Origin of the sequence: Bradyrhizobium sp. ARR65 (genome assembly GCF_000472385.1) — a bacterium.
Taxonomy (GTDB): Bacteria; Pseudomonadota; Alphaproteobacteria; order Rhizobiales; family Xanthobacteraceae; genus Bradyrhizobium.
In genome coordinates this window covers 33,450-49,401 of sequence record NZ_AWZU01000050.1, presented here as the reverse complement: position 1 = coordinate 49,401, position 15,952 = coordinate 33,450, and the positions used below count along the sequence as shown (strand labels likewise).

Genomic DNA, 15,952 nt, shown 5'->3' with positions numbered 1-15,952 from the left:
CCGACATATCTCACGACATCTGAAAGGGCTAACCAATGGCGCAGAATGCAGAACGCGTGCTCGATCACTTTGAGCTATTTCGCGGTCCGGAATACCAGCAGATGCTGGAAAACAAAAAGAAGATGTTCGAAAATCCCCGCGATCCTGCGGAGGTCGAGCGTATTCGCGAGTGGACGAAGACGCGCGAATACCGCGACAAGAACTTTGCTCGAGAAGCGCTGACCATAAATCCAGCCAAGGCCTGCCAGCCACTCGGCGCGGTGTTCGCTTCCGTTGGGTTCGAAGGTACGCTGCCTTTCGTGCATGGCTCGCAAGGTTGCGTCGCCTATTATCGCAGTCATCTGTCAAGGCATTTTAAGGAGCCGACCTCGTGCGTCTCTTCGTCGATGACCGAGGATGCAGCAGTATTCGGCGGCCTGAACAATATGATCGACGGCCTCGCCAATAGCTACAACATGTACAAGCCAAAGATGATTGCGGTCTCCACCACCTGTATGGCGGAGGTCATCGGCGACGACCTCAACGCGTTCATTAAAACATCAAAGGAAAAGGGCTCCGTTCCGGCGGACCTCGATGTGCCATTCGCGCATACGCCAGCCTTCGTGGGCAGCCACGTCACGGGCTATGACAACGCAATCAAGGGAATCCTGGAGCATTTCTGGGACGGTAAGGCGGGTACCGCTCCAAAGCTCGAGCGCAAGCCCAATGACAAGGTCAACTTCATTGGCGGCTTCGACGGCTATGCCGTCGGCAATCTCCGTGAGATCAAGCGCATCTTCGAAGTGATGGGCATTCAGTACACCGTTCTGGCCGACAACGCCGACGTCTTCGATACGCCGACGGATGGCGAGTTCCGGATGTATGACGGGGGCACCAGTCTGGAAGACGCTGCGAACGCCATTCACGCCAAGGCGACAATCTCCATGCAGCAGTGGTGCACCGAGAAGACCCTGCCGTTCATCGCAGAACACGGTCAGGAAGTTGTATCATTCAATTACCCGTTGGGCGTATCCGCAACGGACGAGTTCCTCATGGCCTTGTCCCGCATCACGGGCAAGGAGATTCCGGATGAACTCGCGCGAGAGCGCGGCCGCTTGGTAGACGCGATCGCGGACTCGAACGCTCATATTCACGGCAAAAAATTCGCGATTTATGGCGATCCCGATGTCTGCCATGGGTTGGCGGCCTTCCTGCTCGAACTTGGCGCCGAACCGACCCATGTGCTCTCGACCAACGGCAACAAGGCCTGGCAAGAGAAAATGGAGGCCTTATTTGCGAGCTCGCCTTTTGGGCAGAACTGTCATGCCTATCCGGGCCGAGATCTCTGGCACCTGCGCTCGCTGCTGTTCACCGAACCCGTCGATTTCCTGATCGGCAACACTTATGGGAAATATCTGGAGCGTGACACCGGCACGCCGCTAATCCGGATCGGCTTCCCTGTGTTCGACAGACATCATCATCATCGCTCTCCCGTATGGGGCTATCAGGGCGGCTTGAACGTGTTGATCAAGATCCTCGACAAGATCTTCGATGAGTTCGACAAGAACGCCAATATTCCGGGTAAGACCGACTATAGCTTCGACATCATTCGTTGAGCAACGCGCGTGAGCCGTCGCCGGCCAGCACCGGCGATGGCTCGCGCAAGTTGGTATCGTGTTTCGCCCCAAGATCATCTGAGAGAAGAAACGGATGAGTTCGCTATCGGCCACGCTCCAGGACATCTTCAACGAGCCAGGTTGCGCGAAGAATGCCAACAAATCGGATGTCGAGCGCAAGAAGGGCTGCACCAAGCAGCCCCAGCCGGGCGCCGCCGCGGGCGGCTGCGCTTTCGACGGCGCCAAGATCGCGCTACAGCCGTTTACTGATGTGGCACATCTGATCCATGGTCCGATCGCCTGCGAAGGTAATTCATGGGACAACCGCGGTGCTGCTTCGTCTGGCGCCAGCATCTGGCGCACCAGCTTCACGACCGATATGACCGAAACCGACGTCGTATTCGGTGGCGAGAAGCGCCTTTATAACGCAATCAAGGAGATCATCGGAAAGTACAAGCCGGCCGCGGTCTTCGTCTATCAGACCTGCGTACCGGCGATGATTGGCGATGATATCGATATCGTCTGCAAGGCGGCTTCGCGGAAGTTCCGCAAGCCGGTCATTCCCATAAATGCGCCGGGGTTCGTCGGGTCGAAAAATCTTGGCAATAAGCTTGCCGGCGAAGCCTTGCTCGAGCACGTCATCGGAACGGAAGAGCCGGACTACACCACGCCGTACGACATCAACATGATCGGTGAATACAATCTGTCCGGCGAGCTTTGGCAGATCAAGCCATTATTGGACGAGCTCGGGATCCGAATCCTGTCCTGCATCTCGGGGGATGGCAGATATCACGAGGTGGCTTCGTCGCATCGGGCTCGCGCAGCGATGTTAGTATGTTCGAAGTCGATGATCAATGTGGCTCGCAGAATGGAGGAGCGGTACTGCATCCCCTTCTTTGAGGGCTCATTCTACGGCATCCAGGACTCTAGCGCATCATTGCGCGAGATTGCGCAACTTTTGGTCCGGCGCGGGGCACCGGAAGAACTTATCGGGCGCACCGAGGCGGTGATCGCGCGAGAGGAGGCGCGCGCCTGGGCCGCGATCAGGCAGTACAAGCCCCGCTTTGCCGGGAAGAGGGCGTTGTTGATCACCGGCGGGGTGAAGTCCTGGTCTGTTGTGGCTGCGCTCCAGGAGGCTGGGCTTGAGCTTGTTGGCACCAGCGTCAAGAAATCTACTGAGGAGGATAAGGAGCGCATCAAGGAGCTGATGGGGCTGGATGCCCACATGATCGAGGATATCTCGGCTCGCGAGATGTACAAAATGCTGAAGGACGCGCGGGCGGACATCATGCTGTCTGGCGGAAAGTCGCAGTTCGTGGCGCTGAAGGCGGCGATGCCCTGGCTCGACATCAACCAGGAGCGATCTCATGCCTATTTGGGTTATGTCGGCATAGTGAAGCTGGTCGAGGAGATCGATAAGGCACTATTTAACCCGATTTGGGAGCAACTGCGTCAACCTGCACCATGGGATACTGTGTGCAAGAACACGCACTCCGACCCGATGGGGCAGGCAGCTGAGAGCGCCTCGCATCCGACACCGGCGGAGAGGGCTCGTCGCTCAAAAAGGATCTGCTTCTGCAAAAGGGTCGACCTCGGCACGCTCGAGGATGCGATCCGCTCGCATGGCCTGACCACCGTGCGCGAGATCAGGCAAAAGACCAATGCGTCCGGCGGCTGCGGCGCGTGCAAGAGCCGGATCAGACACATTCTGGCAAGTAGCCGGGAGTCCTCGGCGCCTGCCGTGCTCGATGCAGCGGAGTAAGGCCGCCTCTCATGGCTACCGTAACCATGTCGAAGAAGGCCTGCGCGGTTAACCCGTTGAAAATGAGCCAGCCAATTGGCGGTGCATTCGCGTTCATGGGCCTGCGTGGCGCGATGCCTATTCTGCATGGCTCGCAAGGCTGCACATCGTTCGGGCTCACACTATTCGTACGCCATTTCAGAGAGCCGGTACCGCTACAGACAACCGCGATGAGTGAGGTCGCGACTGTGCTCGGAGGCTATGATAATGTCGAACAGGCCATTCTCAACATCTACAATCGTAACAAGCCGGAAATCATCGGGATCTGCTCGACAGGAGTGACCGAAACGAATGGCGAGGACGTCGACGCCTTCATCAAGCTCATTCGCGAAAAGCATCCGCAGCTCGCGGACTTTCCTCTTGTCTATGTGTCGACCCCCGATTTCAAGGACGCTTTCCAGGATGGCTGGGAAAAGACGGTCGCACGCTTGGTCGAGGTCCTGGTGGACGTGCCGCCGGCCGAGGCCGAGCGCGACCCCGCGCGAGTGAATGTCCTTCCGGGATGTCACCTAACGCCTGGCGACCTCGATGAACTCAGGACCATCTTGGAGGATTTCGGGCTGACGCCATCATTCCTTCCTGATCTGGCAGGGTCACTGGATGGACATATCCCCGACGAGTTTACGCAGACGACCATAGGTGGCGTCGGAGTTGACGAAATCGCGACCATGGGGCGGTCCAGCTGGACCATTGCCATCGGCGCACAGATGCGACAGGCCGCAGAAGCGATGCATTCCAAGACGGGAGTGCCATTTCGCCTATTCGAACGAATGTGTGGCCTGATGCCGAACGATGAATTCCTCGCATTCCTGAGCGAGATCAGCGGGCAACCCGTGCCATCAAAATATCGGCGCCAGCGCGGGCAGCTCGCCGATGCGATGCTGGACGCGCATTTCCATATCGGCGGCCGCAAGCTTGCGATCGGCGCCGAGCCTGACCTCTTATTCGACCTGTCCAATATGCTCCATGATATGGGAGCACACGTTAGCGCTGCAGTGACGACCACACACTCGCCGGTGCTTGAGCGGATCAAGACGAATGAGGTCGTGATCGGAGATCTCGAGGATCTGGAAGAGCTAGCCAAAAGAAGGGGATGCGATCTCCTGATTACGCATTCGCATGGCCGGCAAGCCGCGGGACGGCTCAACATTCCGTTTCATCGCGCGGGATTTCCAGTATTCGACCGGATCGGCGCGGGACATCAAGTATCGGTCGGCTATCGGGGTACGCGCGACCTCATCTTCAACATCGCAAATCTCGTGATTACCGATCGTGAAGTCAATCATCAGCCGACGCCCGATAGCTGGCGGCCGTCCAACTTGGCCTCACGGTCTCGCCGCATCGCCAACGCAACAGAGAGGTCGGTTGCATGAAGGTCGCATTCGCTACCCAGGATTTGAGGCGCGTCGATGCGCATTTCGGCTGGGCCAGAAACATTGTCATCTATGATGTTGGGCCAGGCGGGCACGTCTTTTTGAAGGCAATCGAGTTCGACGGCGATCTCAAGGAAGATGGCGACGAGGACAAGCTCGCGCCCAAGATCGAGGTCCTCAAGGATTGCGTCATCCTCTATGTCGCTGCCATCGGTGGGGCCGCCGCCGCGCGAGTTGTGGCGAGCAATATTCATCCCATTAAGGTGAACGAGCCCGAGAACATCTTGGCACTTTTGGGGAGGCTGGAGCGCGTACTGAAGGGTACGCCGCCGCCCTGGTTGCGCAAAGCGCTGAAGAAGGACCAGGCGCGCGCGGTCGAATTCGAGGAGTGAGGACGACATGGCCGAGGCCACAGAGATCGCGGGAGCTGAAGCAGCCGTCAATGCGCCCTTCGTGAGGGAGCTGGTCAATATCTGGCGCGCGCAGGACTCACATGGTGCCTGGGAGAACAAGAGCGATCTTGACTTGCTCGAACCCTATATCCTGGACGAGAATAAGCGGCGCGCGCTTCCGATCGTCGGCGATCCCGACCCTGACACGGTTTGGCGGCTCGAGCTGTTCTTCGATGCTGTCGCGCTGTCTATCGAGAAAGCCACCGGTGTGATGATCCAGCCGATGCTGAAGATGCACCATGAAGGGTTTGGCCGCATGGTGCTGATCGGGGGGCGGCTGATTGTGGTCAACAAGCAGCTGCGCGACGTGCACCGGTTCGGCTTCCTGAGCCTCATTAAGCTCGCGGCCGAGGGCGATAAACATGTCAGAGGCGGGATCGAGATGATCCAGAAGTATCCTGACGTGGCAAATTATTGAGGATAGCTCATGACCGAAGTCGATCAACTGAAAGCTGAGATCAAGAAACTTTCTTCCAAGGCGTCGCAAGCCAAGATGGACCTGCATGATCTGTCGGAGGAACTGCCCCTCAATTGGTCCTCAATCATGATGGTGGCGCAGAAGGCGTACGATGCTTTTGCCGAACTCGAGCGTAAGCGCCAGGACCTGAAGGCGATGGAAAAGGTCTAAGAGGTAGCCGATCATGTCATTTGCAACGCGTGACGGTCGCGCCTGGACGCCAGAGTTCTTGATCTCTATCGATCCCAACCATTGCATCGGGTGTGGCCGCTGCTTCAAGGTCTGCGGTCGGGACATCATGACGCTCAAGGGCCTCAACGAGGAGGGGGAGCTTGTTGATCTGGACGACGAGGGGGACGATGAAATCGAAAAGAAGGTCATGGTGATAAAAGACGAGGGGGCGTGCATCGGGTGTGGCGCCTGCGCCAGAGTGTGTCCCATAAACTGTCAGACCCACATGCCCGCTGAAGCGACAGCGGCGTGATTCTGCCCCTTCGTGATTTGATGACGCGCAGACGTGAAATTCGCGGGGAAGGGGAAACTCTAGATTGGTCTACACCTCCTCACCGCGGCCGCGCCTCAAGGGCGTATCTCCCAAGATCAGATAATGACGCGCCCGTGGCGTTCTACGAGTTGACTGCGGTATGAGGCGTGGCTTTCAGAGGCGACCCGGATCGCGGGCAGGTACAAATGAGGCCGGAGCAACGACACGCGGTTCACAGCGCGGACTTGTCGTGCAGACCCGGTCGTGTTGTGGTTGAGCTTATGGTGGAGCAGCAAGCGGGTCGAGCGATAGCGGAGGGCAATATACATTTCCAGAGATGTGATCTTCGCTGTTGCTGTTATGATGAAGTCGCCGCCGATGCGAAAGCGTCGAAAAGGTTGCTGCTCGAGTGAGCGGAAGCTGTAGTAGTTCCTTGTGGAACCAGCCGTGTTAGCAGCGAGTGACGAATTGGACAGGGCGACTGTTCGTTTGGTTGAGGCGTATGAGGGGGTAGGCGTCTTATGAGCTGTGAGAGTGCTGAAAGCGGATGGTGAGCGCCGGATGACGCTTGTAATGCGATGGTGCGATAGCTCGGTGAGCCCGCAGCTGCTGGCGCAATTCTTTGTTCGGCACGTAGGACCGGACTATGTCTCGCATGAAGAGATCCAGTCCGGACGCGCACATCCTGATGGAACTTGGAGCACCAAGCTCGCATCGGTTGTCGGGGACGAGTTTTCAGCAGCCCTTTTTCCGCAATCTGTGCAGTTGCCGCACCAGACTCGGGCTTTCGCGGGCTACGATGATAGCGAATTGGTGTGTGTCGGACTCATTAGATTCGAGTTCATCGAAAGTGGCCCCTATGCTGTGATCGAAGATCTGGTCGTTCATTCTGCGAAGCGTTCTGCCAAATATGGCACGCAAGCTTTGGCCTGGGTTGAGGGATCGATCAGCGAATTCGGAATTGCCACGCTTTTCTGTGAAACAGCGATCGGCAACCCAATGGCTCAAAAATTCTTCAGGCGGCGCGGCTTCCGACCAGTCTCTGTTGTTCTTCTAAAAAGGCTGCTTCCCTCGCGGTGATCGTAGATCTCCCAGAGATGGCGTAGGAGGGCGGGGCGGCTCAGCCGCCGTTAGGAAGAAACACGGGCCGGCGGCGGTCAAGCGCTGCTTGGGCCGGTGATTGTGGCGAAACCAGCGGAAGGCATTCAGAGCCAGCACAGGCGTGCATCCGTCGGTCCTGCTGCGATTGCCTCAGCCACGCTGGGATTCGCGCCGAGGCCAGACCAGCGTATGTCCAAAGAGCCTCGAAGATATCCGCTTGCGCGATTCTTGCAACGCTGAGCACGGGTGATCAATGACGGAGGCACGCATGCCTGAGCATGCCACTCAGCTGAATACCGCGTATGCCGTCTGCGGCTTCAATGATATTCCAACCCAGCGCGCCAAGGGCTTTGTCCTCGTGATTATCGACGAGGATGGCAGGCGCAGACCATGGCCCATTGTCGTGGTACGCTGGGGCAGGCGCGTGTTTGGTTATCTAAACAAATGTCCGCACAATCAGGTTCATCTCGACTGGGAACATGATCAATTTCTCGACCCTACTGGCACGCGACTGATGTGCGGGAAACATGGGTCGACGTTCGAGCTCAGTACTGGCCGTTGCGTGGACGGGCCGTGCAAGGGGCGCGAGCTCACGCCGGTCGCGCTGACGCTGGTGGACGGTGAGATCTGTGTGACCGGCGTGCCACTTGTGGAGGAGGGGGATGATGCCAGCTGAGGCCGGCGCTCACACTGGCCGGTTCTCGTTGCGGTTTTTCACGGGACCCATCCTCTTTAGCCCTTCTTCATAAGTGATCTCGTCATAGGACGCGTCGATGGTCCTGGCTGCGTCGAGCAGGTAGTCGAGCTTACCAGGCGCAGTGAGCTTTTTGATGTCGTCCTTGTTGACCCCTAGCAGATCCATCATTTCCTTCCAGACCGTGGATTCATCGCAGGGCAGCACGTAGAAAGGGATGGCGCCGACCTTGGTTCGATATTTCGCGAGTAGATCTATGTTGTTGCAGAACATGAAGTAGGTTCCATCGGGACTGAGTGCACCGTCGAGAACTTCTGTCACATCGCTGAGGTAAGCGAATGAGTGCAGGTACCCGGCCAGCACCGGAATGGTGCTTTCGCCTTCCTGCGCCACCGCCAGGACCTGCTCAATCGAATAGTCCGGCGGCCGTTTCTCATCTGCGACCTGCGCCTGGAATTTTAGTGCAATGTCACCGCGAAAGCCGAACCGGCCCGGCTTTGTGGTCGCGCCTTTGAGTACGGCATTGAGCAGACGGCCTTCCTTTTCAAGGCGGCCGAGCGCGGTGTTATCGATTGCAGTCATGAACAATGGTTCCTCGATCTAAGACAATCGCCGGACGCTCCGGCAAGCCGGAGAGGCAATGCAAATTGTTTGCCGTCGCCCTGTAATGGTCGGGAGCATAAAGCCCAGAGCACCAAAAGGGCCTGCGGTCTCGCAAACGTTGTCAGGAACACGACAAAGGGCGAGAAGCCCACGAGCGCAGTTTGGAAATTGTGAGCACTCGCAAGCGCCTACGTAGTGGCACACGACTTGCCAAACCAGCTGCAATGGCTCGGGAAAAAAGGAAGACCTATGATCAATATGACCGACAGCGCGGTAAACGCGGTCAGGTTGGCCATTTCGGCGTCGGCGCAGCCGGCAGGCGGCTTGCGAATCATGGTCGAGGCGGGCGGCTGCGCTGGGCTGAAATACAGTATGGGTTTGACGGACGAGGCAAAGCCCGACGACATCGTGATCGAACACGGCGGGGTCAGGGTGTTCGTCGACAACGAAAGTCAGCAGCACCTCGCCGGTACGACCATCGATTTCGTGGTGGGAACGAACGGTTCCGGCTTCACCTTCGACAATCCGAACGCGAATTCGAACTGCTCCTGCGGCAAATCCTTCAGCTAATCACAGGACAACTCAACGCATGCTGGTCGAAGGCGAACAACCGAAGCAGTTGCGAGTCACTGACGCTGGTCGGGAGCAAATCATACGCGCCGTGATCGAGGAGATTCGGCCCAATCTGCGGCGCGATGGCGGCGACTGCGAGCTGTTTGAGATCGACGGTAACAACGTCATGGTCAAGCTGACGGGAGCCTGCATGTTCTGCAAGTTCTCTGGCGCCACCCTCGAAGGAATTCAGGCCCGCCTCATCGAGAGGCTCGGCGAATTCGTTCGCCTGATCCCGATCGCCAGCGCTGGCAAAGCGCGACATTGAAGCCGAACGAGGGGTTTGTGCTCGTTTATCTCGACAACAATGCAACGACGCGAACGGATCCGTCTGTTGTCAAAGCCATGCTGCCGTTCTTCACAAAGCAGTTCGGTAATCCGTCTTCCGTCCACGCCTTCGGGAACGAGGTCGCGGGCGCCGTGAAGCAAGCCCGCCACGGTCTGCAGACTCTGCTGGGTACTGCCTACGATCATGAGATTGTTTTCACGTCCGGTGGAACCGAGTCCAACAACGCGGCCATATTGTCCGCGCTTGCGACCCAGAATGGACGCAACGAGATCGTCGCCAGCTCCGTCGAGCATCAGGCCGTCCTGGCGCTACTCGAACACTTGTCGAAAAAGGGTACCAAGTTCCATTTGATTCCGGTGGATTCACAGGGCCGGCTCCGAGTCGAAGCTTATCGGCGGGCACTTGGACCTCGCACGGCAATCGCCTCGGTCATGTGGGCCAACAACGAAACCGGAACCATCTTCCCAGTGAAGGCCCTGGCCAGAATGGCCCGCGAAGTCGGCGCGCTGTTTCACACGGATGCGGTTCAGGCCGTCGGTAAGGTGCCGATCAGCTTGGAAGAGAGTGAGATCGACATGCTCTCGTTGTCCGGGCATAAGCTCCACGGCCCCAAAGGAATCGGTGCGCTCTATGTGCGCAAGGGTACGAAGTTCGCGCCGTTGATCTGGGGCGGGCCACAGGAGCGCCGAAGGCGCGGCGGGACCGAGAACACGCCGGGTATCGTCGGGCTGGGAAGGGCTGCAGAGCTTGCGACGGAGCGGCTGGAGCCGGAGCGCATTCGCATCAGTAAGTTGCGCGACCATCTCGAGCAAAAGATATTGCAATATGGCAATTGCGCGGTGCTTGGTGATGTCAAGAACCGGTTGCCGAATACGACAAACATCGCATTTGAGCATGTCGATGGCGAGGCGATTGCTCATCATCTCAATCGCGCCGGCATTGCCGTTTCGCTCGGGTCGGCTTGCAGTGCCGGGCGAATGGAGCCCTCCCACGTCCTGAGCGCGATGAATGTAGCACCGACGAGCCTGCACGGCGCAGTTCGGTTCTCGCTCTCGCGTGAGACCACCATCGAAGAGGTTGATCAGGTCCTGCGCACGCTACCGGGCATCTTAGCTCACTTGCGCCCCATGTCGGGAGACCTCGCGATCTCGCCGCGAATTTCCCTCTAAGGACGAGTTGAAGTGATGAAAGTCATGATTCGCCGCTCTCCGGATGCTGGCCTGTCCATTTATGTGCCAAAAAAGGATCTCGAAGAGCCAATCGTTGAATCGGAGCACGAGACGCTGTGGGGCGGATGGATAAGAATAGCCAATGGCTGGGTGCTCGATTTGCCTGAGATGGCGAGTGACACGCCGCTGCCGATCACGATCAATGCCAGAAAGCGTGGTGGGGATGGGGATGAGCGATGAAGATGCCCCCGCTCAATGCGGGTGATCCAGAGACCATTCTCTTCGAGCTCGGCCGCAGGCTGCGCACCCGTAGCATCATTCCCTATCTCGGCCCCGGGCTGGCCCAGTTGTCCAATCCGGATGTGCCGATGACCCCAGAGGCGTTGGCAGCCTTCTTCGCTGCCAACGTCGCGCTACCTCGTCGGGCCAAGGGCAATGTCTGGGCGGCCGCGCAATACATCGAAACCAGCAGGCATCGCTCGGCGCTGACGACATTGATGGCGCAGGCCTTCGCTTCACCGGTTGAGCCAACGCCACTTCATCGTCATCTGGCCGCGTTGGCTTTGCCTGTTATCGTCGACACCTGGTATGACGGTGCCACCTGTGCGGCGCTTGCCAAGTACGAGCGATGGGGCGAGATCCAGGGTGTGCCCCGCGCAGGCACCGGGAAGGGCCAGTGGTATCGGTTCTACGATGCACGAGGCAAGGAGGTCGATTGGGTTGCTGCGCAGAACTGGACCACGGTCCTCTATAAGCCACATGGAGCAGTGGCGCCTGCCGGGAACTGTCTTATCTCTGATGCTGACTATGTGGAAGTGCTGACCGAGATCGACATTCAGACGCCGATTCCGCCCGCGGTGAAAGAGCGACGAACTGGGTCCAGCTTCCTTTTCATTGGTTGTCGCTTCAACGATCAGCTGCTTCGAACCTTTGCGCGGCAGCTGCTGAAGCGATCCGCCGATGTTCACTACGCGATCCTGGATCTGAGCTCGATGACGAGAAATGAGCGAAAATTTCTCGCCGAACAGAGCATCGTCCCGCTCGCAATCGCGCTTCCGCGCGCAATCGAAATCCTGCTCTGTCACTGACACATCGCCCTGTTCTGATCCCGGCGCGGCAGCGCGGGGAGGTGTTTGCGTGGCTGCGCCAGATCGCCCGCGGCGCTCAGCTCCGTTGGCGAGCTGACAACGTCTGTCACAGTTTGGACAATGCCAGTGCCATGAAATACGGGGGTCAATTTCGGGGCAAATCGGGGAAACACTCAACTCATTCATGCAACGGCGAAGATTACTTGCGATCCCGATATGGCACGCGAGTTGCAAAACTTCCTTTAGTTTCCGCCTGCAGCGAGAAAGGAAAGACAGGCGTGTCAGTACTCAAGAACGCAAGGTCCGAACGTTGTGCAATCGGCAGCATAGTGCAGCCAACGGCCGAGCATAAGGGCTGCGGGGCGTCCGGGGGCAGGGGTAAGCTCAGCTGCGGCTCGCAAGGCGGCCAAGGCGATCTGCCGACCGGTGTCTGGGAGAAAATCAAGGATCACCCCTGCTACAGTGAAGAAGCCCATCACCACTATGCCCGGATGCACGTTGCGGTCGCGCCCGCCTGCAACATCCAGTGCAATTTCTGTAATCGAAAATATGATTGCGCCAATGAATCGCGCCCGGGAGTGGTAAGCGAGAAGCTGACACCTGAGCAGGCGGCAAAAAAGGTGTTGGCTGTCGCCTCCGCCATCCCGCAGATGACCGTCCTCGGCATTGCCGGCCCCGGCGATCCCTTGGCTAATCCGGAAAAGACTTTCAAAACCTTTGAGCTTGTGACCAAGAATGCGCCAGATCTTAGATTGTGTGTCTCGACCAACGGCCTCGCGCTCCCCGACCATATCGACACGATCGCCCGCCTTGGGATCGACCATGTCACCATCACGATCAACATGATCGATCCCGAAATTGGCGCGCAGATCTATCCCTGGATCTTCTATCGCCATAAGCGGTACACCGGCCTTGAAGCCGCGAAGATCCTCGCTGAACGGCAGCTGCAAGGCCTTGAGATGCTGACCGCGCGCGGCATCCTCTGCAAGATCAATTCGGTGATGATCCCGGGCGTCAACGACCGGCATCTGGTCGAGGTCAACAAAGCGGTTAAAGCGCGTGGCGCCTTCCTGCACAACATCATGCCACTGATCTCCGCGCCTGAGCACGGCACCGTGTTCGGCCTGAAGGGGCAGCGGGGCCCCAGCGCGCGGGAATTAAAGGCTCTGCAGGATGCCTGCGAAAGCGAGATGAACATGATGCGACATTGCCGGCAGTGCCGGGCGGATGCCGTCGGCCTGCTCGGCGAGGACCGGAGCGCGGAGTTCACGACCGAGAAGATCATGTCCGTTGACGTCAGATATGACGTCAACGCACGCCTGGCTTATCAGGGCAAGGTCGAGCAGGCGCGCGCCCAAAAGCTCGCGGCTAAGCAGGAGGGGTTGGCGGAGCTTGCCGCGGAAATGAGCGAACTTAAGCTCCTGGTTGCGGTGGCGACGAAAGGGGATGGACTCATCAACCTGCATTTCGGTCACGCCAAGGAGTTCCAGATCTACCAGCTTTCGACCGCTGGCCCCAAATTCGTCGGCCACCGCCGCGTCGACCTCTACTGCCAAGCCGGTTATGGCGAGGAGGGAAGGCTAACCACCACAATAGGGGCCATCAATGACTGCCATGCGGTGTTCGTCGCAAAGATCGGCGGCTCCCCTAAAAGCGAACTATTGCGGGCAGGGATCGTGCCAGTCGACGAATATGCCCATGAGTTCATCGAGAAATCGGTGATCGCGTGGTTCAAGTCCTACCTCGAGAAGGTGCAAAGCGGGGACATCCAGCACGTCGAGCGGGGCGATGGGGCGATCCGCCAGGGCGCGCTGAGTTCGGTCGCTTAAGGGGGAGCCGATGCCGTTCAAGATTATTGCCTCGCAATGCACGAGCTGCTCGGCTTGCGCTCCTGAGTGTCCGAATGACGCAATCGCGGAGAAGAATGGGACCTTCGTCATCGATCCAAAGAAATGCACCGAGTGCATAGGCTATTTCGATGAGCCACAATGCGCCGCCGTATGCCCTGTCGATAAAACCTGCGTCATCGACGCCTCATTGCCGCGCTATGACGCTCCAGCGAACGGGCCGCGTCCGTGAGCTTTGCCCTGACGCCCCGCTGTGAGAGGGGCACGAGGCTCTTGATGTGGGACAATAACCGCTTTCTGCACATTGGGGGTACCCGCTGCGGCCGGCGCTTGCTCGGGACTGTCAGCCGCTCGCGCTTTGGATCGGCTTTTGCGGACCGCTCCGCAGCTGAACTGGCGCGCGCGCCTCAAGCCTCTCCTCAATTCCGAGAGCTGGGCACGGTCCTGAGCTGGCGGAGCCGATCTAGCGGTCGCTGCCAGAACCGAGTTTATTTTCCCGCCAGCGGGCCTGCGGCTCCAGCAAAATCTCAAATCCGCTTGCTCGAGCGGGAAAAGCTGCTGATAAACCCCGATGTTACAGGTAATCGGCATTCGTGGAGCGAAAGGGCGCCGTTAGCGCACGCCCCCTTCGGCGAAGACTTGCCTCGGAAGGCCCAGGAGCAGTTACACCTGCCAGCTCTCTCCTATCATCGGGAGAAGATCGCGGAAAAACGGCCAGATGCACTGCTGGCCCTGGCGCCGGCGCATGCTGCCGTCCTCCTCGCGCTCTATCGCTTCTATTTCTATAACGGGCGTTTGGCGGAGGCGTTGGAAGTCGCAACGCTCTGCATTTCCAGGGCGGTGCACAAAGCAGGCGTTTCGAAGGACTGGCCCGTGGCCAGCGCAGGTGACTCCGCATTCAGCATCTACGAATATCCTGCTGCGCTTCGACTTGTTCTCGCCCAAAGGGTAAGCCTACTTGTAAATGCCGTTGGGCCGCTGGAGGAAGCCCGCGCCGCCATTGCGAAGCTTATGGAAATTGATCGCACTGTCGGCGCCGAGGTATCCCTGGATGTGCTGGCGCGTAGGGGCGGGACGATGAAGGATGACTTTTGCCCCCAGCTACCGGTGCTGGGCCGGAAGGCCCCGCCGCTCGGCGCAATCACGAGTAACAGCGACTCCGACGGGAGCGGCGAGCTTGCGTGCCGCATTCCGGACAACCGGCAGCCCGCCATCATCGACGATCGGCATCAGGCCGTATGGCTTGAGATCGCCAGGAGGTGTCCCGGGATTGGCTCATCGCGCTCCGCCATGATGCGGATGGGGTGGTCCGCCGTGAGTAGGCAGTCTGCCTCGCTCGAGCGTGCAGGCTTGGCCGAAGACGAACACCGCGTGGTCCAGGAAGTGGCGAGCGCGCGGTTGGCCATCTGTATCGACGGACCAGGGGAGAGTGGCGCATGAGCAACATCGTTCGGGACAGCGATCTGGTCGAGCTCTCCGCTCCACCATGCTTCAGCTTCGGCGAGAAAGTACGAGCCAAGTTCACCATCCGAAATGACGGAACCTATGCCGGTAAGGAAATTGGTGAAATTCTCGCCAGGAAGGGGGAGGTCGGTTACGTGGTTTCGATCGGGACCTTTCTGCAGCAGTTCTACATCTACGGCGTCGAATTTTTCGAAAGTGGCAATCGGGTCGGCATGAAGCGCAAGGAGCTCGAGTCCGTACTGGAAGGCGAGCTTGAAGACCCGCCATTGCCCGAAGAGGCCGTACAATGATTGAACCGAGGCTGCCGAAGTACCAGTGGGGCCAGCGGGTGAAGGCAGCCATTGACCTCGTCAATGACGGATCGTTTCCGTGCGCCCCAGCGGACGCACTGCTGGTCGGCGCAGGCGGTGTCGGCGAGATCGTTAGGGTCGGAACACAGACCGAGGCGAACTTGCCGATCTATCTGGTTGAGTTCGGCGAACGGCTGGTGGTCGGCTGCCTGGAAGAAGAGATCACGCCCGTCGAGGGAGCGCAGGGGCGATGAATGCCGCATTCACAAAACGACCGGTCGCTCGCACCATCGCCCACCCGAACGAGCTCGATCGCAAGCGGATCGAACGTGCCTTGAGATCGCGCAAACGCTATCTCTATGTATCACCGGACGTTAAGCCAGTGAGAGGAGGGTATCTCATCGAGAGTCCCTGTTGTTCGCGCAACATCGATCAACAGGGAGGCCCCATTGACGTGGCGCTTATTCATCATGACGCCGTGAGCACCGTCTGGAAGCTCTTTTCCAAAGACCACGAGCGCGGAATCTGGAAATTTCACAGTGTCCATCCCCGGCTCAACGCAGCGCTCGACGAGCTCAATGCCGATCTCGACCGCGTGTTCTGGAAATGACGTGTGTTTCCATGTGCAAGGAT

General features: G+C 58.6%; 21 protein-coding genes. 20 read left to right on the top strand and 1 reads right to left on the bottom strand.

Annotated features, from left to right (window positions below; genetic code table 11):
- Positions 1–35 precede the first annotated feature (35 nt).
- The 9 genes from nifK to F758_RS0135245 all read left to right on the top strand — a co-directional run bounded on the left by nifK (position 36) and on the right by F758_RS0135245 (position 7,939).
- The gene (gene nifK, locus F758_RS0135285; RefSeq protein WP_024512274.1) at positions 36–1,595 is read left to right on the top strand and encodes a nitrogenase molybdenum-iron protein subunit beta; all 1,560 of its coding nucleotides are present in this window, start codon (positions 36–38) and stop codon (positions 1,593–1,595) included.
- 94 nt (positions 1,596–1,689) lie between these two features.
- Positions 1,690–3,357 carry a nitrogenase iron-molybdenum cofactor biosynthesis protein NifE gene (gene nifE / locus F758_RS0135280; RefSeq protein WP_024512273.1) on the top strand — a complete coding sequence of 556 codons (1,668 nt, stop codon included), beginning with the start codon at positions 1,690–1,692 and terminating at the stop codon, positions 3,355–3,357.
- Positions 3,358–3,368: 11 nt separating this feature from the next.
- Entirely contained in the window at positions 3,369–4,769 is a 1,401-nt protein-coding gene (nifN, locus tag F758_RS0135275) for a nitrogenase iron-molybdenum cofactor biosynthesis protein NifN (protein ID WP_024512272.1), read from the top strand.
- Entirely contained in the window at positions 4,766–5,161 is a 396-nt protein-coding gene (gene nifX, locus F758_RS0135270; protein ID WP_024512271.1) for a nitrogen fixation protein NifX, read from the top strand. Before nifN ends, nifX begins: the two co-directional genes overlap by 4 nt.
- A gap of 7 nt (positions 5,162–5,168) precedes the next feature.
- Positions 5,169–5,639: a NifX-associated nitrogen fixation protein gene (locus F758_RS0135265; RefSeq protein WP_024512270.1), complete on the top strand. Its 471-nt coding sequence runs from the start codon at positions 5,169–5,171 to the stop codon at positions 5,637–5,639.
- Positions 5,640–5,648: 9 nt separating this feature from the next.
- Positions 5,649–5,849 carry a CCE_0567 family metalloprotein gene (locus tag F758_RS0135260; protein WP_024512269.1) on the top strand — a complete coding sequence of 67 codons (201 nt, stop codon included), beginning with the start codon at positions 5,649–5,651 and terminating at the stop codon, positions 5,847–5,849.
- A gap of 13 nt (positions 5,850–5,862) precedes the next feature.
- Positions 5,863–6,162: a ferredoxin III, nif-specific gene (gene fdxB, locus F758_RS0135255; RefSeq protein WP_024512268.1), complete on the top strand. Its 300-nt coding sequence runs from the start codon at positions 5,863–5,865 to the stop codon at positions 6,160–6,162.
- 534 nt (positions 6,163–6,696) lie between these two features.
- Positions 6,697–7,242 (top strand): GNAT family N-acetyltransferase, encoded by a 546-nt coding sequence (locus tag F758_RS0135250; RefSeq protein WP_157450314.1) that lies wholly within the window; start codon positions 6,697–6,699, stop codon positions 7,240–7,242.
- 289 nt (positions 7,243–7,531) lie between these two features.
- The gene (locus tag F758_RS0135245; RefSeq protein WP_035724212.1) at positions 7,532–7,939 is read left to right on the top strand and encodes a Rieske (2Fe-2S) protein; all 408 of its coding nucleotides are present in this window, start codon (positions 7,532–7,534) and stop codon (positions 7,937–7,939) included.
- Positions 7,940–7,948: 9 nt separating this feature from the next.
- On the opposite strand, the gene F758_RS0135240 is transcribed toward F758_RS0135245, so the two are convergent.
- Positions 7,949–8,539 (bottom strand): hypothetical protein, encoded by a 591-nt coding sequence (locus F758_RS0135240; RefSeq protein ID WP_024512265.1) that lies wholly within the window; start codon positions 8,537–8,539, stop codon positions 7,949–7,951.
- 270 nt (positions 8,540–8,809) lie between these two features.
- On the opposite strand from F758_RS0135240, the gene F758_RS0135235 reads away from it, so the two are divergent.
- The 11 genes from F758_RS0135235 (at position 8,810) to F758_RS0135190 (ending at position 15,929) form a co-directional block, all read left to right on the top strand.
- Positions 8,810–9,130 carry a HesB/IscA family protein gene (locus F758_RS0135235; protein ID WP_024512264.1) on the top strand — a complete coding sequence of 107 codons (321 nt, stop codon included), beginning with the start codon at positions 8,810–8,812 and terminating at the stop codon, positions 9,128–9,130.
- Between the two features lie 19 nt (positions 9,131–9,149).
- Positions 9,150–9,440, top strand: a complete 291-nt coding sequence (locus tag F758_RS0135230; protein ID WP_024512263.1) for a NifU family protein — start codon at positions 9,150–9,152, stop codon at positions 9,438–9,440.
- 17 nt (positions 9,441–9,457) lie between these two features.
- Entirely contained in the window at positions 9,458–10,630 is a 1,173-nt protein-coding gene (gene nifS / locus F758_RS0135225; RefSeq protein ID WP_024512262.1) for a cysteine desulfurase NifS, read from the top strand.
- 15 nt (positions 10,631–10,645) lie between these two features.
- Entirely contained in the window at positions 10,646–10,870 is a 225-nt protein-coding gene (gene nifT, locus F758_RS0135220) for a putative nitrogen fixation protein NifT (RefSeq protein WP_024512261.1), read from the top strand.
- Positions 10,867–11,718 carry an SIR2 family NAD-dependent protein deacylase gene (locus F758_RS0135215; protein WP_024512260.1) on the top strand — a complete coding sequence of 284 codons (852 nt, stop codon included), beginning with the start codon at positions 10,867–10,869 and terminating at the stop codon, positions 11,716–11,718. Before nifT ends, F758_RS0135215 begins: the two co-directional genes overlap by 4 nt.
- A gap of 278 nt (positions 11,719–11,996) precedes the next feature.
- The gene (nifB, locus tag F758_RS0135210; protein ID WP_024512259.1) at positions 11,997–13,547 is read left to right on the top strand and encodes a nitrogenase cofactor biosynthesis protein NifB; all 1,551 of its coding nucleotides are present in this window, start codon (positions 11,997–11,999) and stop codon (positions 13,545–13,547) included.
- A gap of 10 nt (positions 13,548–13,557) precedes the next feature.
- On the top strand, positions 13,558–13,797 hold the full coding sequence (locus F758_RS45260) for a 4Fe-4S binding protein (RefSeq protein WP_035724193.1): 240 nt from the start codon (positions 13,558–13,560) through the stop codon (positions 13,795–13,797).
- 305 nt (positions 13,798–14,102) lie between these two features.
- Positions 14,103–15,005 (top strand): hypothetical protein, encoded by a 903-nt coding sequence (locus tag F758_RS51145; protein ID WP_024512258.1) that lies wholly within the window; start codon positions 14,103–14,105, stop codon positions 15,003–15,005.
- Positions 15,002–15,319 (top strand): nitrogen fixation protein NifZ, encoded by a 318-nt coding sequence (locus F758_RS0135200; RefSeq protein WP_024512257.1) that lies wholly within the window; start codon positions 15,002–15,004, stop codon positions 15,317–15,319. The genes F758_RS51145 and F758_RS0135200 overlap by 4 nt, the downstream gene beginning before the upstream one ends.
- The gene (locus F758_RS0135195) at positions 15,316–15,573 is read left to right on the top strand and encodes a nitrogen fixation protein NifZ (protein WP_024512256.1); all 258 of its coding nucleotides are present in this window, start codon (positions 15,316–15,318) and stop codon (positions 15,571–15,573) included. Before F758_RS0135200 ends, F758_RS0135195 begins: the two co-directional genes overlap by 4 nt.
- Entirely contained in the window at positions 15,570–15,929 is a 360-nt protein-coding gene (locus F758_RS0135190) for a DUF3024 domain-containing protein (protein ID WP_024512255.1), read from the top strand. Before F758_RS0135195 ends, F758_RS0135190 begins: the two co-directional genes overlap by 4 nt.
- Positions 15,930–15,952: the final 23 nt, after the last annotated feature.